Origin of the sequence: Bartonella sp. CR127HXZ, assembly GCF_042194555.1 — a bacterium.
Taxonomy (GTDB): domain Bacteria; phylum Pseudomonadota; class Alphaproteobacteria; order Rhizobiales; family Rhizobiaceae; genus Bartonella; species Bartonella grahamii.
This window is the reverse complement of sequence record NZ_JBHIMZ010000001.1, coordinates 343249-365162: the sequence shown is the minus strand read 5'-3', so window position 1 is coordinate 365162 and position 21914 is coordinate 343249. Positions and strand designations below refer to the sequence as shown.

General features: G+C 37.9%; 16 protein-coding genes, 3 tRNA genes and 1 pseudogene. 3 read left to right on the top strand and 17 right to left on the bottom strand.

Annotated elements, in window-relative coordinates; all coding sequences use genetic code 11:
* From ACFIKY_RS01485 to ACFIKY_RS01475, 3 genes and pseudogenes are all read right to left on the bottom strand, one after another.
* A pseudogene (locus tag ACFIKY_RS01485) lies at window positions 1-76 on the bottom strand (elongation factor Tu); the annotation flags it as partial.
* 180 nt (window positions 77-256) lie between these two features.
* Window positions 257-330: transfer RNA gene (locus tag ACFIKY_RS01480), tRNA-Gly, on the bottom strand.
* Window positions 331-361: 31 nt separating this feature from the next.
* A tRNA-Tyr gene (locus ACFIKY_RS01475) sits at window positions 362-445 on the bottom strand.
* A gap of 205 nt (window positions 446-650) precedes the next feature.
* On the opposite strand from ACFIKY_RS01475, the gene ACFIKY_RS01470 reads away from it, so the two are divergent.
* On the top strand, window positions 651-1481 hold the full coding sequence (locus tag ACFIKY_RS01470) for an RNA methyltransferase (protein WP_026500346.1): 831 nt from the start codon (window positions 651-653) through the stop codon (window positions 1479-1481).
* A 3-nt stretch (window positions 1482-1484) separates the two neighbouring features.
* Here the strand turns inward: ACFIKY_RS01470 and ACFIKY_RS01465 are convergent, their stop codons facing one another.
* The 6 genes from ACFIKY_RS01465 to ACFIKY_RS01440 form a co-directional block, all read right to left on the bottom strand.
* Window positions 1485-2210 carry a rhomboid family intramembrane serine protease gene (locus ACFIKY_RS01465; protein WP_375636474.1) on the bottom strand — a complete coding sequence of 242 codons (726 nt, stop codon included), beginning with the start codon at window positions 2208-2210 and terminating at the stop codon, window positions 1485-1487.
* Window positions 2211-3094: 884 nt separating this feature from the next.
* Window positions 3095-3520 carry a DUF2155 domain-containing protein gene (locus ACFIKY_RS01460; protein ID WP_012755019.1) on the bottom strand — a complete coding sequence of 142 codons (426 nt, stop codon included), beginning with the start codon at window positions 3518-3520 and terminating at the stop codon, window positions 3095-3097.
* Window positions 3521-3608: 88 nt separating this feature from the next.
* Window positions 3609-4007, bottom strand: a complete 399-nt coding sequence (locus ACFIKY_RS01455) for an NADH:ubiquinone oxidoreductase subunit NDUFA12 (RefSeq protein WP_375636476.1) — start codon at window positions 4005-4007, stop codon at window positions 3609-3611.
* A 181-nt stretch (window positions 4008-4188) separates the two neighbouring features.
* Window positions 4189-5688, bottom strand: a complete 1500-nt coding sequence (gene gatB, locus ACFIKY_RS01450) for an Asp-tRNA(Asn)/Glu-tRNA(Gln) amidotransferase subunit GatB (protein ID WP_375661306.1) — start codon at window positions 5686-5688, stop codon at window positions 4189-4191.
* A 128-nt stretch (window positions 5689-5816) separates the two neighbouring features.
* Window positions 5817-7244, bottom strand: coding sequence for a trigger factor (gene tig / locus ACFIKY_RS01445; RefSeq protein ID WP_375636480.1), 1428 nt, complete (start codon window positions 7242-7244; stop codon window positions 5817-5819).
* A 135-nt stretch (window positions 7245-7379) separates the two neighbouring features.
* Window positions 7380-7462: transfer RNA gene (locus ACFIKY_RS01440), tRNA-Leu, on the bottom strand.
* Window positions 7463-7596: 134 nt separating this feature from the next.
* On the opposite strand from ACFIKY_RS01440, the gene trmFO reads away from it, so the two are divergent.
* On the top strand, window positions 7597-9006 hold the full coding sequence (gene trmFO / locus ACFIKY_RS01435) for a methylenetetrahydrofolate--tRNA-(uracil(54)-C(5))-methyltransferase (FADH(2)-oxidizing) TrmFO (protein WP_273788337.1): 1410 nt from the start codon (window positions 7597-7599) through the stop codon (window positions 9004-9006).
* A gap of 1104 nt (window positions 9007-10110) precedes the next feature.
* Here the strand turns inward: trmFO and ACFIKY_RS01430 are convergent.
* From ACFIKY_RS01430 to ACFIKY_RS01395, 8 genes are all read right to left on the bottom strand, one after another.
* Window positions 10111-10389, bottom strand: a complete 279-nt coding sequence (locus ACFIKY_RS01430) for an HU family DNA-binding protein (RefSeq protein WP_012231443.1) — start codon at window positions 10387-10389, stop codon at window positions 10111-10113.
* Between the two features lie 231 nt (window positions 10390-10620).
* Window positions 10621-13047, bottom strand: a complete 2427-nt coding sequence (gene lon / locus ACFIKY_RS01425; RefSeq protein WP_012755014.1) for an endopeptidase La — start codon at window positions 13045-13047, stop codon at window positions 10621-10623.
* A 183-nt stretch (window positions 13048-13230) separates the two neighbouring features.
* The gene (gene clpX, locus ACFIKY_RS01420; protein WP_012755013.1) at window positions 13231-14505 is read right to left on the bottom strand and encodes an ATP-dependent Clp protease ATP-binding subunit ClpX; all 1275 of its coding nucleotides are present in this window, start codon (window positions 14503-14505) and stop codon (window positions 13231-13233) included.
* 183 nt (window positions 14506-14688) lie between these two features.
* The gene (gene clpP, locus ACFIKY_RS01415) at window positions 14689-15321 is read right to left on the bottom strand and encodes an ATP-dependent Clp endopeptidase proteolytic subunit ClpP (protein ID WP_012755012.1); all 633 of its coding nucleotides are present in this window, start codon (window positions 15319-15321) and stop codon (window positions 14689-14691) included.
* A gap of 146 nt (window positions 15322-15467) precedes the next feature.
* Window positions 15468-16277, bottom strand: coding sequence for a hypothetical protein (locus ACFIKY_RS01410; protein ID WP_375636485.1), 810 nt, complete (start codon window positions 16275-16277; stop codon window positions 15468-15470).
* Between the two features lie 10 nt (window positions 16278-16287).
* On the bottom strand, window positions 16288-17664 hold the full coding sequence (trkA, locus tag ACFIKY_RS01405) for a Trk system potassium transporter TrkA (RefSeq protein WP_375636487.1): 1377 nt from the start codon (window positions 17662-17664) through the stop codon (window positions 16288-16290).
* 4 nt (window positions 17665-17668) lie between these two features.
* Complete coding sequence (locus tag ACFIKY_RS01400; RefSeq protein ID WP_012755009.1) at window positions 17669-19027, bottom strand: sigma-54 dependent transcriptional regulator; 1359 nt, start codon at window positions 19025-19027, stop codon at window positions 17669-17671.
* A gap of 1 nt (window position 19028) precedes the next feature.
* Window positions 19029-21296 carry an ATP-binding protein gene (locus ACFIKY_RS01395; protein ID WP_375636489.1) on the bottom strand — a complete coding sequence of 756 codons (2268 nt, stop codon included), beginning with the start codon at window positions 21294-21296 and terminating at the stop codon, window positions 19029-19031.
* A 172-nt stretch (window positions 21297-21468) separates the two neighbouring features.
* Here ACFIKY_RS01395 and rirA point away from each other — a divergent pair, with 172 nt between their 5' ends.
* Window positions 21469-21912: an iron-responsive transcriptional regulator RirA gene (gene rirA / locus ACFIKY_RS01390; protein WP_273788340.1), complete on the top strand. Its 444-nt coding sequence runs from the start codon at window positions 21469-21471 to the stop codon at window positions 21910-21912.
* The last annotated feature ends 2 nt before the right edge of the window (window positions 21913-21914 follow it).

The window sequence follows — 21914 nt, the reverse complement described above, 5'->3', positions numbered from 1 at the left end:
TCTTCCCATGATCAACGTGACCAATCGTACCAATATTAACATGCGGTTTTGTTCGTTCAAACTTGCTCTTCGCCATCGCTATTAATCTCTTGTTTTATTCCCTATTCTTGTTAGCACCTAGGGACAGTCCTGCAAAACTCAATCCGACTAGGCTGTAACCAGCTCAATCACCACAACTCTTAGACGGAAAACCCCACCCAATCTATAAATGGAATATCCTCCATCATACCTATTTGCCCAATCACCAACAACTATTTGGAGCGGGTAGCGGGAATCGAACCCGCATATTCAGCTTGGAAGGCTGCTGCTCTACCATTGAGCTATACCCGCTTGACTCACATAATAACTCTCCTTCGATGAATGGTGGAGGGGGTTGGATTCGAACCAACGTAGCATACGCAACGGATTTACAGTCCGCCCCCTTTAACCACTCGGGCACCCCTCCATTACACCGGTAAAGTCGCGCAATGAGACATTACGAAAACCATCTTGAATACCCATTCAATTCAATCTGATTGCGAAGTGGTTATGACGATTACTATTGTATCTGTCAACAGAATAAATACAATTCTGTACAAATTTCCTGCTCATAACTTTAAATCACAGATTTTTTCTCTCTATTTTTCTTATTAACACGCTATAAAGAAGCTATGAAAGAAAAAACATCACAAAATTCTCATTATGCTCGTTTACGTCGCCGATATCGCGATACAAAAGGCTCTCCTTCTCGATCTTTTACACACCTAAAGAAGAAAGCTGCTTCTTTACAGCAAGGGATCATCCATCTTTATGGCATTCATTCTGTTCAGGCAGCTTTAGAAAACCCAAAAAGAATTTTAAAATGTCTTTACGTTACACAAAATGCCTTAAAACGATTAAATATATCCGAATCAGATTATCCTTGCTCTGTTACATTATGCACCCCCAAATATCTTGATTCGCTTGTTGGAAGTGAGGCTGTTCATCAAGGTATTGTTTTGGAAACTTTACCCCTCAAACCATGCAAACTTTCGGAACTAACCAATACTGATCTGGTCATTGTCATGGATCAAATTACCGATCCGCATAATGTTGGCGCTATTATGCGCTCTGCAGTTGCATTGAAAGCTAAAGCGCTTATTACAACTTGCCGTCACTCTCCCCACGAAAGCGGTGTTCTTGCGAAAGCGGCATCTGGAGCTCTGGAAATGATTCATTATATTACCGTACGAAACCTCGCTGAAGCTCTTCAAGAACTTCATCAAACAGGTTTTACAAGCTTTGGTCTCGATTCAGAAGGGGACAAACCTCTAGAAACAGCATTAACAGGGAATAAAATTGCTCTTGTTTTAGGAGCAGAAGGTAAAGGTTTACGTAAAAAAACACGTGAAACCGTTTGCGCTTTAACACGCCTTGATATGCCTGGAAATATTAAATCATTAAATGTTTCAAATGCAGCAACAATAGCGCTTTATGTGGCACATAAATATCTTAGATTCTAGTTTTTAATTTTTTTGTGAAACATCAAAAAAACCAACCAACAAAAAACCCGCAAGAAACCCGCCAATATGAGCTTCCCATGCTATTGAGATGCCATTTTCTTCAAACAAAATAGAAGAAATACCTATGATAAAATCAGCCGTCAGCCATACACTCATATAAACAAGTACCCCCTTAGAACACAGAGCTTTTTTGACGGACAATAAAGGTCCCAAAAAATTTTCGTTCTGCGCATTAACAGATAGATAACCACTAGAAAAACCGTAACGTGCAATAGCTCCCATCATTCCAGATACGGCACCTGACGCCCCAATAAGTGATATGGTACTTTCTTGATGAAATGTAAAATAAGTCAAAACAGAAATAACAGCCGTTAACACCCAAAAAATTAAAAAACGTAAAACACCAAAATGCCTTGCTAAAGGAGAGCCAAAAACCAAAAGCCAAACCATATTAAGAGCAACATGTTTAAAACTACTATGCATAAATGAATAACTCACCATGGTATAACAGAGTGCTACAGGATCCCTCTTAAACAATGCTGGTATAAATGAAAAAAATTCAAGACTTTCAACATAAACCTTATGAGAAAAAAAATACTGAGAAATGCAATAAAGACAAAAACAAAATGCTATCAAAACAACTATAATAAATGGAACATTCAACAAGGGTTCTTTAGGTTGTTTCGGTAATCGAGAAACATTATTATGTTGGTGACTAGAAACTTTCATTTTATAAAATCTCGTATTCTTTAGAGAATGGGTTATTCTTTATACAAAATAAATATACCACTCCCAGTGATGCAGAATCTTTTCAACGCCTCTTCGAAGCCCCTTTTTAAATTTTCAATAGCTCTACATGAAAACACGTGTATTTTATACAAAAGATTTTAAAAAGCACGGATATCAAGAATATGATTTACAAACTTAGCGGTATCCTGCTTATTTAAATGTGAAGTTATCATGTAATATACAAGAACTTACGAATAGACAAACTCACTTATGAGGTGGTGTATAATAAAAATATATAAACATTGTTTTTTTACTAGAAACATACTGATCATTGCATTTTATAACCAAACTATACTTCGATTGATAAACTTTAAATAATCTTAAATCTCAATTTTTCCATTAATATAGCTTGCATTGCTTCTACTCTTTGAATGAAAAACGACATCTCTATGAGAAAAAACTATCAACACAGCTTTCTCTAGATATATTCATTAGTGTTTCATGATGAACTACTCACTTGATAGTCTGTTTCCCTCATAAATGCAAAAGCTTCAGTTCATCTCTTTAACAAATATCAACAAGCCTTTCATTTCAACCTCTAACAAATATAATTCAAGAACTGTCTCTTATGAAACACTGCAAAATATGTTTATTTTAATGATGCCTCTTTGAATTTAAACAGTTCATGAAGGAAATTTTTATTCCTTATCTTAGAGAATCTTATCTGCACATCCGCCACTTGTAATGCGCAAGAGAATAATTTGGATTAATTCAATATAGAAAAATTTTAAATGAGGCAATCATAGGAAATTGAACCTCTTATTAAGTTGTAAAATGATAAAGGGCCATTATAAATCAATGTATTATAATAGATAACACACTAATCATTGAAGAGGAAGATCTTGAGAATTCTGCTTGCAATCCTTTAACCACACATCATAAATAGGATGCTCAACAGCGTTCAAACCAGGACTATCTGCAAACATCCATCCTGTAAAAATACGCCGTACTTTTTTATCTAATGTCACTTCATTGACTTCAACAAAACCAGTTGTACGCGTTGGTTCATCTTTAGAGCTCGTATAACACGCACGTGGCGTCACCTGTAATGCACCGTACTGATAAATTTTACCAAGAGTAACTTCAAAACGTGTGGTCCGCCCCGTGATTTTGTCAAGACCTGCAAAAACAGCAATTCCATTGCTAATACGCTCAGCCCGCACTCCACTATTTAAGGATAAAAATACTAAAACTCCCATTAAAAAAATATATATAAAATGCTTTACCCCTAACAATAAAAAAAATCTCATCATATCAAAATCAATCGCATCTTAAAAATAATTCTTTTCATAACATAGAGTCCAATAAGACAAAAATACACGCGCACACTAAAATCTTTTATTTTTTAGGTGACCACGCATCATAATCTTCATGCACACAAGAACGCTCTCCATTGGAGGTGATAGCCCCCTTTGGTCGATAGTCCTCACTTGTTCCTGTCATATTTGCAACATGAGGCTTTTCCCATTCATAAGGATGATAATCCTCCTGTGTTGGTGGGTACTCACAGCGATGATGAATCCAGCCGTGCCAACCTGGTGGAATAGTAGAGGCCTCAGAATAGTCTTTATAGATAACCCAACGGTGCGGATAACCATCCTTATGAAGTCCCCCTTCATAATATATATTTCCAAATTGATCTTCCCCTATCCGCTTACCTTTGCGCCATGTGAAAAAACGCGTACCAATGGTATTGCCATTCCACCATGTGAAGATTTGCTTAAAAAAATGAGCCATCTGCTATTCCATTCATTTAGTGCGCTCATGAAATTAATCGTTGGAATAAAACTGTTAACGATTGAAATTACCGAAAAAGTTACTAGTAAATTCAGCTACAATTCCAATTGATAGGATAACGTGCTATCCCTTAATTTCAAGAAGATATCATATGTATGGCTTCTTCTCCACCCCATAAAATTTAATCTATGCCAAGTTTCATCTTAACCAATTCATTAACAGCTTGAGGGTTTGCCTTACCACCTGTTGCTTTCATTACCTGTCCAACAAACCAACCAGCTAAAGCGGGTTTCTGTTTTGCTTGCGCAACTTTATCAGAATTATTAGCAATGATTTCATCAACGGCTTTTTCAATTGCCTTTGTATCTGTCACCTGCTTCATATTTCGCTCTTCTACAATTTGGCGTGCATCTCCCCCCTCATTCCAAATAATCTCAAAAAGATCTTTGGCAATTTTTCCAGAAATAACTCCTTCTTTTATGAGATCAATAATGCTTCCCAATTGATTTGGCGATACCGGTGACTCTTCAATCTCACAATTATCTTTATTTAAAGCCCCTAAAAGGTCATTAATCACCCAATTGGCAACTATTTTTCCATCACGCCCACGTGCTACTTCTTCAAAATAATCAGCAATAGCCTTTTCTGTCACAAGAATGGAAGCATCATACACTGTCAATCCCATTTCCTTAACAAAACGTGCTTTTATAGCGTCAGGCAATTCTGGTAAGTCTGCTGCCAAAGCATCCACAAACGCTTGATCAAATTCTAATGGTAAAAGATCAGGATCAGGAAAATAACGATAGTCATGTGCTTCTTCTTTTGAGCGCATAGAGCGCGTTTCACCTTTAGCCGAATCAAAAAGCCGAGTCTCTTGATCTATGACGCCTCCATCTTCTAAAATTGCGATCTGACGACGCGCTTCATACTCAATGGCTTGACCAATAAAGCGAATAGAATTAACGTTTTTAATTTCACAGCGCGTTCCAAAATTTTCACCAGGACGACGAACAGATACGTTGACATCTGCACGCATAGAACCTTCATCCATATTGCCATCGCAAGTGCCCAAATAACGAACAATCGTACGCAATTTTGTCATATAGGCTTTGGCTTCATCTGATGAGCGCATATCAGGTTTGGAAACAATTTCCATAAGAGCAACACCAGAACGATTAAGATCTACAAAAGACATCGTTGGATGTTGATCGTGCATCGATTTTCCAGCATCCTGTTCAAGATGCAACCTCTCAATTCCTACTTCAATATCCTCAAATTGGCCATTCGAATCTGGACCAACAGATATGATAATCTTTCCCTCTCCCACAATGGGATAGCGAAATTGAGAGATCTGATACCCCTGCGGTAAATCTGGATAAAAATAATTTTTGCGATCAAAAACAGATTTTAAATTAATATGCGCCTTTAATCCTAACCCCGTTCGAACCGCTTGACGGACACATTCTTGATTAAGAACAGGCAACATACCTGGCATGGCTGCATCAATAAGTGATACATGATTGTTTGGCTCTGCACCAAATTTGGTTGATGCTCCTGAAAAAAGTTTTGAATTTGATATGATTTGCGCATGAACTTCCATGCCAATGATGACTTCCCAATCACCTGTAACTCCAGAAATAAAACGCTTAGAATCAGGAGTACGCGTATCAATGATGCTCATTGCCAATCCACTACCAATATTTTAAAATATACTCATGGCTTATCTAAAACCATTCTCTCAGTGCAATCCTAGGATATAAATCTTACAAAAAGCCCGATTCTATCGGGCTTTTTCTGTTTGCATAAATATTAAGCTTTTTTAGGAGCTTTTTTCTTAGCTGATGTTTTCTCTGTAGACGTTTCTTTCACTGCAGACTTTTTCTTTGCCGGCTTTTCTTCAGGGACATCTGATTCGTCATATTCTTTCATCAACTCTTCAACCGTCACTTCTTTATCTGTGACTTTTATCTGTGCTAATAAATGATCAATGACCTTTTCTTCAAAAATCGGAGCACGTAGATTTTCAACAGCTTCCGGAGTCCTGCGGAAAAAATCCATAATCTCTTTCTCTTGTCCAGGATACTGGCGAACCTGATCAAAAACGGCTGCTTTTAGCTCATCCTCACTAACTTTAACACCAACCTTCATTCCAATTTCAGAAAGCACCAAACCAAGACGAACACGACGTTGCGCAAGGACACGATATTCCTCCCGTGCCTTTTCTTCTGTAATACCTTCATCTTCAAAACTGCGCCCAGCCTTTTTCAAATCATCATTAACCTGAGCCCATATATTGTTAAACTCAATCTCTAAAAGTTCCTCAGGAATCTCAAAATTATAATCAGCATCTAAAGCATCAAGAATTTGACGCTTAACTTTTTGACGTGTCACTGAACCATATTGGCTTTCAATCTGCCCACGAACGACCTCACGTAAGCGATCTAGAGACTCTAAACCAACTTTTTGTGCTGCTTCATCATCAATTTTTAATTCATCTGGTTTAAAGACAGCTTTGACAGTAATGTCAAACTCTGCTTCCCGTCCGGCCAAATGTGCTGCACTGTAATCATCAGGAAATTTAACAAAAATCGTTTTTGCATCCCCAGCTTTCACACCAACCAATTGCTCTTCAAAACCAGGAATAAATTGTTTTGATCCAAGAATCAGTTGTGCATCACTATCTGCCCCACCTTCAAATGGAACGCCTTCAAGCTTACCTTGATAATCTATGGTAATACGATCACCTTCTTCAGAAGCCCCCTCTTTTAGGGAATAATTACGCGTAGAAGAAAGGACGCGATTGATTTGATCATCAATATCCTGTTCAGGAATAGTTGCAATTTCACGGATAACCTTAATATGTTCAAAATCTTTAATTTCAATTTTTGGTAAAACTTCATACTTTAAACTAAAAGTAAAATCAGCTTTGCCATCTAGAATTTTTTCATCTTCATCTATATCAATTTTTGGCTGCATCGCTGCACGTTCATTGCGATCTGCTAAAATAGACCGAGGCGCATCACTGAGTATCTCATTGAGAATCTCCGCCATAAAGGATTTACCATACATTTTTCGCAAATGTCCACTAGGCACTTTACCGGGACGAAAACCATTAAGCTTGATTTTTCCCTTGGTATCATCCAATCTTTCATTCAGCTTTTCTTCTAAATCTTTCGCTGGAACCACGATCTTAATTTCGCGCTTCAGTCCTTCATTAAGCGTCTCGGTAACCTGCATTAAACACCTTCATTTTCCTAAGGAGAGGGATAAACCCACTCTAATAATCATTACATTCTAACACTTCGAGTGTTACATTTACCATGAAGCGGAATTTCAGACACGTAGAAATCCGTAGCACTTAAGGGATTGCTTTGGTGCGGATGGAGGGACTCGAACCCCCACGGTCTCCCGCCAGAACCTAAATCTGGTGCGTCTACCAATTTCGCCACATCCGCTCAAACTTACAAGCTAATAACCTTATACAAGCGGCGTCTCTATACCATTAATTACGGGAAAAAAGCAAACAAATATATTAAAAAAAACAAAATCTATGCTTTTCATACATAACTGCTTACGCTAAAAGTCAATTATGTTAAAGACATTCGATATCCCAATTCATATCATCGGTGGTGGTCTTGCGGGGTGTGAAGCAAGCTGGCAAATCGCTCAATCAGGAATTCCTGTTGTTTTGCATGAAATGCGACCCGAAAAAAAATCAGATGCCCATAAAACCGATAATTTGGCAGAACTGGTTTGTTCAAATTCATTTCGTTGCGATGATTCATTAACAAATGCCGTAGGGCTTTTACATGCTGAAATGCGATTAGCGAAATCGTTAATTATGAAAGCTGCTGATGCCAACAAAGTTCCCGCAGGTAGTGCCCTTGCTGTTGACCGTGATGGATTTTCAAAAACCGTTACGACAGCAATCGAAAACCATCCTCTTATAACAATCAAACGTGAAGAAGTTCAAGAAATTCCTAAAGCTTGGAAACATGTTGTCATTGCAACGGGTCCCCTTACATCACCTGCACTTGCTCAAGAATTACAAGCAATAACCGGTATAAAAGCTCTTTCTTTTTTTGATGCGATTGCACCTATTATCCATACCGATAGTATTGATATCAACATTTGTTGGTATCAGTCTCGCTATGATAAAATTGGTCCTGAGGGAACAGGAAAAGATTATCTTAATTGTCCCCTCAACAAAGAACAATATAAAACATTCGTTGAAGCATTAAAAAATGCTGAAAAAACAGAGTTTCGTGACTTTGAAAAAACGCCCTATTTTGATGGATGCCTCCCCATTGAAATTATGGCTGAGCGCGGACTTGAAACGTTAAGACACGGTCCTATGAAACCTATGGGCTTAACCAATGCCCATAACCCTACAGTTAAACCCTATGCTGTCGTTCAATTACGCCAAGATAATAAACTTGGAACGCTTTACAATATGGTCGGCTTTCAAACAAAACTGAAATATGGTGAACAAATTCGCATTTTTAGAATGATTCCCGGTCTTGAAAAAGCAGAGTTTGCGCGTCTTGGTGGTCTTCACCGCAATACCTACCTCAACTCGCCAATTATTCTTGATCAAACCCTTCGTTTAAAACAAAAAAAACAACTACGCTTTGCAGGGCAAATTACCGGATGTGAAGGTTATGTAGAATCAGCGGCAATAGGGCTTCTTGCTGGACGTTTTGCTGCTGCCGAATATCATCATATTTCCCCTTGCCTACCCCCACAAACGACAGCATTCGGAGCCCTTTTGAATCATATTACAGGGGGACACATCATAGATGAAAAAGCAGAAACACAGTCCTTTCAGCCAATGAATATCAATTTCGGACTCTTTCCCCCTATTGCTTCTATTAGACATTCAGGAAAACGCCTAGCAAGTAAAGAAAAAAAATTAGTAAAAAAACAAGCCATCACAGCAAGAGCTCTCAATGATTGTACTCAGTGGTTAGCAGATAAAGAATCAAAGAGTTCCTTATAAAAAACACACGATTCGCCTCTCATCTACTGAATAGATCTTTATGACTCTCGTGAAAAAATCATTCTAAAGCCTTTTAAAGACTGTCTCCCCCAATCAATAAATACTACTCTACGTTTCATCATTTATTTAATTATGTAGGTGCTTGTAAAATAACTTTTGGCTATAAAAAACCTTTACCGCTATCAACAATTTAATATGATTTAATGACTAAAAATAAAATAATTATATCAATATATTATGAATAATAAAAATTTAAATAGATGGAAAATAAACAAGCAATACTGTATTATCTCTATTAATATTTTTTATATTACGTAATATACATTATTTTATAAGAGTAATTTTTCTGTTTTTTAACTTCCTTCATCAAAATTTGTGTTATTCTCTCACTTTAACTCTTGTGTGATGAAGAAAAAACGCTCGCTTGCATATCACAAGTGAAATAGGGATATGGAAAAAATATTTGTAGGATAGAGCTGGATCTATCTCTTCCCTCTCAAATGCCAAGAAAAATCACAATATTGAAAGTGAAATCTGAATATCATAAGATTCTTTCATTTCAGAATCTCTTATAATAAATCAATAAAACTTATCCTCTTGGTGCGTCACAAGCAAGGTTGGCGTATAAGTAAAAGAATAAAACTATTCCTTATGCACTCATCTCAGATGTTGAGGGCTAATCGCAACATTATAGGAACTGAGAAAAACAGTACGGTGGCACCAACATGCACTTTTATTAAGCGTAAATGGTGGTATATAATAACTTTTATAGACTTTACAGAGTTTTTTGCCTCATACTATTTACGGATCTTGTTTTGAAATAAATATCGTAACACTTCAGCGTAATAAAAGTTAACATTACATTTTATAAGCCACACCGGTACTGCACTAATACAGTGCAATATTTTACTGAAAAGGCTAAAAAATATATTTTAAGCTGACAGTATTTTATACAACACTTAAAATTATTTTCAAAAATACAAGTAATACATGAAAATAAAAAATACCGCAAAAATCTCAACGTGTTATATGAAAAATGGGCATAATACATGTGCTAAAAAAAACCCGCTTATAAATAAATCGGGTTTTTTTATGTAGCTTAAATTATTTTTTATTAACTGCTTCTTTAAGGCTTTTTCCTGCAGAAAATTTAGGTACAGAACGTGCTGGAATATCGATCTCAGCACCAGTTGAAGGATTACGCCCCTTTGTTGCAGCACGATGAGAAACTTCAAAAGAGCCAAAACCTGGAAGACGAACATCTCCCCCTGAAGCCAAAGCTTCTGTTACAGAAGCCATAAAAGCATCAACAACAGCACCAGCTTGCGCTTTCGAAACACCTGCCTTTTCAGCAACGGAGCTAACCAATTCACTTTTATTCATAAAATATTTCCTTTCCCTATATTACCTGACAACATGACTTAATCATGTTATTGGTCAGTTTATTGAAAAGTACAGCAAACAGAAGTCTTATTTTTATCCAAAACATTGTTTTTTTAGCAATAATCACAGTTATTCACGGAATTTTTCACTTTTTCCAACAAAAAACAGAACAATAACCTCAACAACGCCTTCTGCCACCTAAAAAATGCCGTTATAAATGAGATAAGTGAATCAGTGCGCAATCTGTATTCCTTCACTATCACTGCCCTCTGACCGGATTGGGACAGCCACCGTAGAGGGTTCTTTCCATTCAATAGTGTCTGGAAAACGAACCAAAGCGTGTTTCAAAACTTCACTCACATGATTTACCGGAATAATTTCCATATTATTTTTGACATCGTCAGGAATATCAACCAAATCTTTTGCGTTTTCTTCAGGAATAAGTACCTTTTTTATCCCTCCTCGAAGAGCTGCTAGGAGTTTTTCTTTTAATCCACCAATTGGTAAAACGCGTCCACGTAAAGTAATTTCACCAGTCATTGCAATATCTTTATGCACAGCTACTCCTGTAAGAACCGAAACAATTGCTGTCACCATTGCAATCCCAGCAGATGGGCCATCTTTTGGCGTAGCACCCTCTGGAACATGAACATGGATATCGCGTTTTTCAAAAAGTGGAGGTTCAATACCAAAATCAACAGCACGAGAACGTACATAAGATGCTGCCGCTGAAATGGACTCCTTCATAATATCACGTAAATTTCCAGTTACAGTCATCTTACCTTTGCCGGGCATCATAACTCCTTCAATGGTCAATAACTCTCCACCGACTTCTGTCCACGCAAGGCCTGTCACAACACCAATTTGATTTTCTCCTTCAATCTGATTGTAATGATAACGTTTAACACCCAAGAAATCATGAATATTACTTTCTGTAACTTTTACAGATTTTTGATGCGTTTTGAGAATTTTTGTAACAGATTTGCGGGAAATTTTCATGAGTTCACGCTCAAGGTTACGAACGCCTGCCTCACGTGTATAAAACTGAATAATTGACCTTAGTGCTCCATCAGAAATACTGAGTTCTTTTTTAGACAAAGAGTGATCTTTTAGTGCCTTTGGTAAAAGATGCTGTTTAACAATTTCCATTTTCTCACATTCAGTATAACCAGCAATACGAATAATTTCCATACGATCCATTAACGGACCTGGAATATTAAGCGTATTGGCAGTTGTGATAAACATGACATCAGAAAGATCATATTCAACTTCCAAATAGTGATCAATGAATGTACTGTTTTGTTCAGGATCAAGAACTTCTAATAAAGCGGATGAAGGATCTCCACGAAAATCTTGTCCCATTTTATCAATTTCATCAAGCAAGAAAAGCGGATTAGATTTTTTTGCTTTTTTCATAGACTGGATAATTTTTCCAGGCATCGAACCAATATATGTTCGGCGATGTCCGCGAATTTCTGCTTCATCCCGCACGCCTCCCAAAGAGATACGAACATACTCACGCCCCGTCGCCTTTGCAATAGAGCGCGCTAATGATGTTTTCCCTACACCAGGAGGACCTAACAAACAAATAATAGGACCTTTTATCTTTGACGCGCGACTTTGTACAGCCAAATATTCAATAATCCGCTCCTTAACCTTTTCAAGACCGAAATGTTCATTATTCATGACCTTTTCAGCAAAATCTAAATTGTTTTTAATCTTAGATTTTTTACCCCAAGGCATTGCTAATAACCAATCAAGATAGTTACGGACAACTGTCGCTTCTGCAGACATAGGAGACATATTCCGTAATTTTCTCAATTCTGCCCCAGCTTTTTCCTGTGCTTCCTTGGATAGTTTTGTATTCTTGATACGTTCTTCTAATTCAGAGAGTTCATCTCGGCTATCATCACCTGCCCCTAACTCTTTTTGAATAGCCTTCATCTGCTCATTGAGATAATATTCTCGTTGGTTTTTTTCCATTTGCCGTTTAACATGCGAACGAATACGTTTTTCAACCTGCAAAACAGAAATTTCTCCTTCCATGAAGGACAGAACACGTTCAAGACGGGCCCGTACAGGTAAGAGCTCTAGTATTTCCTGTTTTTCTGCAAGTTTAATCATCAAATGAGAAGCAATCGTATCGGCAAGCTTAGAAGGATTATCAATCTGACCAATCGCATTAACAACTTCAGGAGAGATTTTTTTATTAAGCTTTACATAGTTTTCAAAATAAGCAATCACTGACCTTGAAAGAGCTTCAATCTCAACATCACTCTCTCTAGATTCTTCTGTAACAGTCGCATATGCCTGATGATAACCTTCACTTAAAGCAAATTGACTAATTTTTGCACGTGCAGTTCCTTCAACCAAAACCTTTACAGTACCATCAGGAAGCTTTAAAAGTTGAAGAATATTAGCAAATGTACCAATATGATAAATATCCTCTGATTTTGGATCGTCATCAGAAGCATTTTTTTGTGTCACCAAGAGTATTTGCTTGTCAACCGCCATCGTTTCTTCAAGAGCACGAATTGATTTTTCGCGGCCCACAAAAAGTGGAACAATCATATGGGGGAAGACAACAATATCACGAAGAGGTAAAACAGCATAAACCCCATCTCTTACTTCATCTGTCTTTTCATCAATATATTGCATAACTCTCCTTTCTGGAGCCTATGAGCTATCTACAACAACCAGCTCACCTTTAGAAAACCTCAGCTCTTCACAATACATGAAGTGGTAATTACTAATACATAAATCAAGCATTATAATGATATTATTATAAACACCCATCAAATACTGTTTATTACCACCTTTCATATTGTGCTTAGCACAATATCATGCTGATACATTTTCTTTATCTTCTGCACGTTCTGAGTAAATATAAAGAGGACGCGCTTTCCCATCAACGACATCACTCGAAATAACCACTTTTTGAACGCCTTCAAGAGCCGGTAGCTCAAACATCGTCTCAAGAAGGATCTTCTCCATAATAGAACGTAAACCACGAGCGCCAGTTTTACGTTCAATTGCTTTCTTCGCAATAACACGTAAAGCATCTTCATGAAATGATAACTCGACATTCTCCATTTCAAAAAGACGCTGATATTGCTTTACTAAAGCATTTTTAGGTTGTGATAAAATTTGCATAAGGGCGTTAACATCTAAATCCTCTAAGGTAGCGACTATAGGAAGGCGCCCAATAAATTCTGGTATTAAACCAAATTTTATAAGATCTTCAGGCTCTAAATCACGAAAAATTTCACCGACACAACGCTCATCAGGAGCCTTAACGGTCGCAGAAAAACCAATAGAAGTTTTTTCACCACGCCCTGAAATAATCCGTTCTAACCCAGCAAAAGCTCCCCCACAAATGAATAAGATGTTTGTGGTGTCAACCTGAAGAAACTCTTGTTGCGGATGCTTACGTCCACCTTGAGGAGGAACAGAAGCAATCGTTCCTTCCATAATTTTTAATAACGCTTGCTGAACTCCTTCCCCCGAAACATCTCTTGTAATAGAAGGATTGTCAGCCTTACGAGAAATCTTATCAACCTCATCAATATAAACAATGCCACGTTGTGCACGTTCAACATTATAGTCAGCAGCTTGAAGAAGTTTCAAAATAATATTTTCTACATCCTCACCTACATAGCCTGCTTCCGTCAAAGTGGTCGCATCCGCCATCGTAAAAGGCACATCAATAATACGTGCTAATGTTTGTGCAAGATAAGTTTTACCACAGCCCGTTGGACCAACAAGAAGAATATTTGATTTAGCCAACTCAATATCATTGCTTTTAGACTGATGCGCCAACCGTTTATAATGATTATGAACAGCAACAGAAAGAACACGCTTTGCATGCTGCTGACCAATAACATAATCATCAAGAACTGTTATAATTTCCTGTGGCGTAGGAACACCATCACGCACCTTAACCCCAGAAGACTTATTTTCTTCCCGAATAATATCCATGCAAAGCTCTACACATTCATCACAGATAAATACAGTAGGCCCCGCAATGAGCTTACGCACCTCATGCTGACTCTTGCCGCAGAACGAGCAATAGAGAGTATTTTTTGATTCGTTCCCGCTATTGCTAATTTTGCTCATTTTTCTTTCCTTTCACCACGATATATGAATACTTTGCCTTTCCAAAGGAAGCTTTTCATCATGAAAACTAAAAGACATATAGAAAACCATGCATGTCTCAATATTTTTAGGTGTTTCTCTTATTTTGCGATATTTTTTATAAAACTCTGTGATTTAAAGTAGCTGTTTTTTCTATAAAAATTCTTAATCTTTTTCTTCTTTTTCAGTTTCTGCACGATATTGTATAACATCATCAACTAAGCCAAACGCTTTGGCTTCTTCTGCTGTCATAAAATGATCGCGATCGAGAGTTCTCTCAATAATCTCATAATCTTGACCTGTATGTTGAACATAAATTTCATTTAAACGCCGTTTCATCTTTATAATGTCTTGCGCATGTCGCTCAATATCTGAAGCTTGACCTTGAAAACCACCGGATGGTTGATGCACCATAATACGTGCGTTTGGCAATGTAAAACGATGACCTTTTGCTCCAGCTGTTAACAATAAAGACCCCATAGATGCCGCCTGCCCCATGCAAAGCGTAGAAACAGGAGGGCGAATAAACTGCATAGTATCATAAATAGCCATACCAGATGTTACGACACCACCTGGAGAATTAATATAAAGACTAATTTCTTTTTTAGGATTTTCCGCTTCCAAGAAAAGCAATTGTGCACAAACAAGCATTGCCATACCATCTTCGACAGGACCATTAATAAAAATAATCCGCTCCTTTAAAAGACGGGAAAAAATATCATAGGCCCGTTCACCACGATTGGTTTGTTCAATAACCATAGGAACAAGGCTTAATGCTGTTTTCATTGGATCACTCATATTTCTACTTTCCGTTCATATAACAACCGCTCTTTACACATTCAATGTTTTTATCCATACGTTAACATTACTCTCTTGTGCAAGCTACAATCAAGAGCTGTTTAAGATAGATTAAAATCCCAATAGTTAAAATAGCAATAATAACTCTACTTAAACAAATGATGAACATCAGGAATGCGAGATACCGCCCAATGGTAAAAACTTCCTTCCCGAGGTCTTTTCGTGGTTTTTGTCTTTCTGTGAATATGAAAGCCTATCAAGCGTGAATCTGTAAGCGGCTTTACGCCAAAAGCTGGTTCAAAAATACGTTCAGCTTTTCGCCCAGTCCAATAATAAAAAGTTTCCTTTTCCTTTGCTGCATGAAAAAAACCATATCGTTTTGCTAATCGCGAAATACCATCATTGCCAAATATCGTAACGCCAAGACTTCCCGGCAAAATCGGCATTTTTTTCCTCTTTAACCAGAAAGGTCTCCAAACACGACGCTTAAACCCAAGCCAATGAGGAATAATTTCTGTGCCTGCCCAATAATCTTCAAATACTTTTATAATAGGGTTATTAGGCGGAAAATAAAGTGCAGAAACGCCTACTCTTGTATTATTTTCTCTTGCCAACCAAACCTTATCCGCATCTGGATGAAATTGTTTAACAAGGTAAACATCTGTATCTAACCAAACACCTTGTTGATATTTCATCAGCATAACACGAAAAAAATCCGAAAACTGAACAATTGTACACCCTGGTTTATCATCAGAAAAATCGGGATCAAGGCGATAAATTGCTGAGCGTGGCAAAATTGATTCGGCTTCATGCAACTCAACACCGGCAGGAAGATTATCTATTTTTTTATCATAACTAAAAAGCTTAACGCGCTGTCCAGTTTTAACCATTGAGGACAAACAAAGCCTATCCACCAATCTTAATTGTCCACTATACCAAAAAGTACAAATATCCATAGATAATATATCAAAAATATTCTAAACTTACGCGAAAGAGTTGTTCAACATCACGAACCCTATCAGCAAGAGCAAAAATCACTATTCTATCACCAGACAAAATGCGCGTATCTGCCGAAAGCTGTATTATTGTCTTATTGCGATAAATTGCACCAATTCTCAAACCATTTGATAAATTGAGCTCTGATAATGACTTACCAACCAATGAAGATGTTTGCATCACTTCAGCTTCAATAATTTCTGCTCGGCCATTAAAAACTGAATGAACAGAACGAATACGTCCACGGCGCATTTGTTGCAAAATTCTCGATATTGTAACGCTATGGGGATTAAGATATGCATCCACACCAACAGCACGACTAAATTCTTGATAGGCAACATTATTAATCAATACCATATTGGCTTTGCAGCCCAATCTTTTAGCAATAATAGCGCTTAAGAGATTAACCTGATCTTGATTGGTCAATGTAATCATTAAATCGGACTGATCAATTCCCGCATCTTGAAGAATCACTGGATCTAACACGTTACCGTATAAAACTGTTGTTTTTTCAAGCTGATCAGCAATCGTGAGAGCTCTTTCTCTATGCGATTCTATAATCTTCAATTTTAATTTATGGAAACGCTTTTCAATAGCCTGTGCAACATAAAGGCCAATGTGACCGCCTCCTGCAATAATCATGCGGTGGGCATCTTGTTCTTTATGACCAAAAAGCCCAACAGCACGGCGCATTTGATCACGAGCAACAACAAGATAGGTTATATCACCAACGCGTAATTGCGTTTCTGAATGTGCAACCAATAATTCCGCGCCACGTTTAATAGCGGTAACCGTCGTATGAAGATCTGGAAAAAGCTCTGTTAATTGACGCAAAGGTGTATTAATAACTGGACAATCTTCCATGCATTCCAAGGCTAGCGCAACAACATCATCATTACAAAAATAAAGAACATCTATTGCACCAGGTAAAGCAATACGGCGCAAAACCATTTCCCCAACTTCAACTTCTGGCGAAATAACCACATCAATGGGAATATTCTCTCTGGAAAAAAGCGTCTTATAACGTGGCTCTAAATAAGATTGTGAACGAATACGAGCAATTTTTGTGGGCACATTAAATAATGAATGTGCCACTTGACAAGCTACCATATTGACTTCATCAAACAAAGTGACAGCAATCAACATATCAGCTTTGTCTGCATCTGCAGCCAAAAGAACTTCAGGACGTGAACCGTGACCAACAAAACCTCTCACATCCAATGTATCGCGAATCTTTTCAATTAATCTCGTTTCAATATCAATAACAGTAACATCGTGATTTTCAGCAGCAAGACGCTCTGCTATCCCATAACCAACCTGTCCTGCTCCGCAAATAATAACACGCATCGCTTTAAGAAACTCCAAGCGCTTTAAGTTTACGGTGCAAAGCTGAACGCTCCATGCCTATAAATTCAGCAGTACGTGATATATTTCCACCCAAACGCCCAATCTGTGCCACTAAATATCTCTTTTCAAACAATTCTCGTGCTTCACGTAACGGCAAATCCATTATACTTTCATCTGAATCCATTTGAAGACGTGGCAAAGAATCACTTACTTCACTGGGAAGAAAATCCGCTGTTATAGGACCATCACCATCCCGCACAAGAATAAGAAGACGCTCAATATTATTACGTAATTGCCGCACATTACCCGGCCAAGCATGCGTTTGCAAAATAGCAATCACATCATCACTGATTGCACGCGGTTTAATCCCAACCTGCTGTGATATTGTTTTTACAAAATGATGTACAAGTTCTGGAATATCTTCACGACGCGCTGAAAGGGGCGGAACAGCAATAGGAACAACCGAAAGACGGTGGAAAAGATCTTCTCTAAAGCGCCCATCGGAAATGAGGTTTTCAAGATTTTGCGCTGTCGAAGAAATAATACGGACATCCACCTTAACACGTTTTGTGCCGCCAACTCTTTCAAATGTCTGCCCCGTTAACACCCGAAGAATCTTACCTTGAGTCTCACGTGGCATGTCAGCAATTTCATCAAGATATAATATACCGCCATGAGCTTCCTCTAAGGCACCGATCTTGCGCTCTCTTCCTTCCATTTCACTGCCAAACAGCTCTATTTCCATTCTTTCCGGAGTAATCGTTGCAGCATTTATTGTAACAAATGGCCCATTCGAACGCGTTGAGAGCGCATGAATAGTTCGTGCAACAGTCTCTTTTCCTGCCCCTGAAGGACCTGTTATCATGACGCGACTATTGGTTGGTGCTACTTTTTCTATGATTTGACGCAAATTTTTTACAACTGTCGATTTTCCGAGCAACTCTAATGTTTCGTTCGAACGCTTTCGCAATTCTAAAAGCTCACGTTTTAAATTTGAGTTTTCAAGTGTTCTCTCTGCAACCAATACAAGTCTATCTGCTTTAAAAGGTTTTTCAATGAAATCATATGCCCCTCGCTTTATAGCGGAAACAGCCGTCTCAATATTACCATGACCAGAGATCATAACGACCGGAAGAGCCGGATATTGCGTTTTAATTTCATCAAGCAATGCTAAACCATCAAGACGACTACCCTGTAGCCAAATATCCAAAAAAATGAGCTTTGGAATACGCTCACTAATTTGAGCCAATGCTTCATCAGAGTTACAAGCAACACGCGTTTCATAACCTTCATCATCTAAAATACCAGCAACAAGCTCACGAATATCTGCTTCATCATCAACAATCAAGATATCTGATACCATACTATTCCCCTATCTTATGATTTATGGCTTGTATAATACTACCCTGCTTACCCCCATCCGCCGGAAACATCAAACGAATCATCGCACCACGACCTTCATAAAAACTCTCCGGTGCATCATGAAGCTCCATGGAACCACCGTGATCTTCAATAACTTTGCGCACAATGGCTAACCCGAGCCCTGTTCCTTTTTCCCGCGTTGTTATATAGGGCTCTAATAACTTTTGTCTTTGCTCTTTAGGAAGTCCTTTCCCATTATCAACAACATCCACAACCACCCATTCCTCTTGACGATAAGAACGGATAAGAATATGACCGTGAATATTTTCCTCTCGCATAACTGAATCTATGGATTCGCTCGCATTTTTGATCACATTGCAAAAAGCTTGTACAATGAGACGGTTATCAAATGCACCCATAAGTGGTAGACTTCCTAAATCTTGCTCAAAATGAATATCATGTCGTGTCACTTCTATCAAGAAACATGCTTCGCGCAACAATTCTCGTATATCTAAAATATGCATTTGTGGTTTGGGCATACGTGCAAAAGAGGAAAACTCATCAACCATACGCCCAATATCTCCAACCTGTCGAATAATTGTCTCAATACACCGCTCAAAGACCTCTCTATCTTGTGTAATAACTTTGTTATAACGTTTACGAATGCGTTCAGCGGATAACTGAATGGGTGTGAGAGGATTTTTTATTTCGTGTGCAATACGCCGTGCAATATCCGCCCACGCCGCTGTACGTTGTGCTGCAACAAGGTCTGTAATATCATCAATTGTTAGGACCCAAGATTGCCCCTGTCCATCATCCTCTTCCATCGTAACTTGGACATTACAGACACGCTCTTTTCCTGCAACGTTTAAAGTAACCTGCTCACGATGATTTTTACGATCCAATGAACGTGCAAACTGAAAAACCTGCCAAATTTCAGCACTTAAAGATAAAAGACTTTGTCCAACAACGTGTTCAGAGCGAATATCAAACATCGCTTCAATAGATCGATTAATAATTGTAATATCACCATTATCATCTATACCCGCTACTCCTGCTGTTACACCCGATAACACTGCTTCAGAAAAACGCCGTCTCTCATCAATTTGATCACGTACTGCAATCAACTCATTGCGCCGACTTTTCAATTCACTGACCATGTAATTAAAAGTTTTGGATAATTGCCCAATATCTCCGTCCTTCGCGCGTACTGGCACAAAAATTTCCATATTTCCAGTAGCAACATCATCAGCAGCACTAATGAGAAGACGAATAGGACGTACTAAGCGATCAGCGACAGCAATAGCAGCCCAAATAGCCGATAGGAATAAACTAAAAAAAAGACATAAATAAAGCATACCAAATGCAATTTGCGTCAGAAGGCGATTTTCATTTAAATCACGATAACGATCTGTATTGACTTCTGTTAAACGCAAAGCAGATAAAACACCTTTATCAACGTCACGCACCAAATATAAAAATGTGTTTGGAATGTTGGTAAATTTTAAAATAATACCAAAATAATCATGCACGCCTGGTTGAAAAGAAAAAGGCCTCGCACTGGTTGCACGTTCAATAAGATTGGAAGGAGGAATTGGCAGTTTATCTTCATCACCAAGAGCACTCGATATAAAAATAGCTCCGCTAGAACTTAACAAAAATGCGCCACGCAAATTGCGTCCTATAGCATGACGCGTCAATTGCATCCTATATTCAGCCGGATTACGTTCTAAGAGTTTTTTGTTATCAAGTGCAAATGCCATCGCGTAGGATAAATTTTTTAAATTTTGAAGCATTTCATCTGCATAAGCATTTGCTAAATCAATAGAAGAGCCCACAATTTGCCGCGTTGTTGTATCAAACCATCGATCAAGTCCCAAATTTAGTGCTGGACCCGATACAAGAGCTACAGCAACAGCCGGCATTGTCGCAACAAGTGCAAACAATGAAATAAGGCGCACATGAAGACGCGATCCTGCACGCCTTGAACGCCAAGCACGAATAATCGGAATCATCTCATAAAAAACGATGACAATAAGCCCTAAAACCCAAAAACTATTAATCCCTATAAGAATAAGGGTTACTGTTCTACTGGGAACAACAGGGGTTAATCCAATAAGAATAATAAATGAAACAGAGGCCGTAAGTAACGCCAATACAATAATTGTAATCCCTAAAAAAATATATACCTTACTTAAACGATACAACTCATCGTTATAAGTATTTTTATCTATGTCTTGAAGATTCGTTACAGATGTTATATTCGTCATGAGCTTACATACCCTTATCCCATTATTCTCATATAACCTTTTGTAGCAAAAATTGACAATACTAATACTACATTTAAAATAGGGCAAATATAGTCAATGAGAAAGAACTTCTACATTTTGCAAAATATCTTAAAATAAACTGTGTTCGACGATACTTTACGAAGGAAATGAGATGCGATTAACAAAACAAACAAATTATGCTCTTCGAATGCTCATGTATTGTGCAGATAATCAGGGAACTCTCAGTCGTGTTCCAGAAATTGCTAAAGCATATGCCGTTTCAGAACTTTTTTTATTTAAAATCCTTCAGCTGCTTGTTCAAGCAGGTTTTATACAAACAGTGCGTGGACGCAATGGTGGAGTTAGGTTGGCGAAACCCGCAGCAGAGATTTCAGTCGCTGATGTTGTGAAAGTAACAGAAGACAACTTTTCCCTCGCAGAATGTTTCGATACTGCAGAACCGACTTGCCCCTTGATTGATTTTTGTGGTTTAAATACCGCACTTCAAAAAGCATTAAATGCTTTTTTTGAGGTGTTATCCGTGATATCCCTTGCTGATCTACAACAACCATCCTTTCAAAATCATTTTAAAATTAATGACAAAAAAGCAAACTAAGA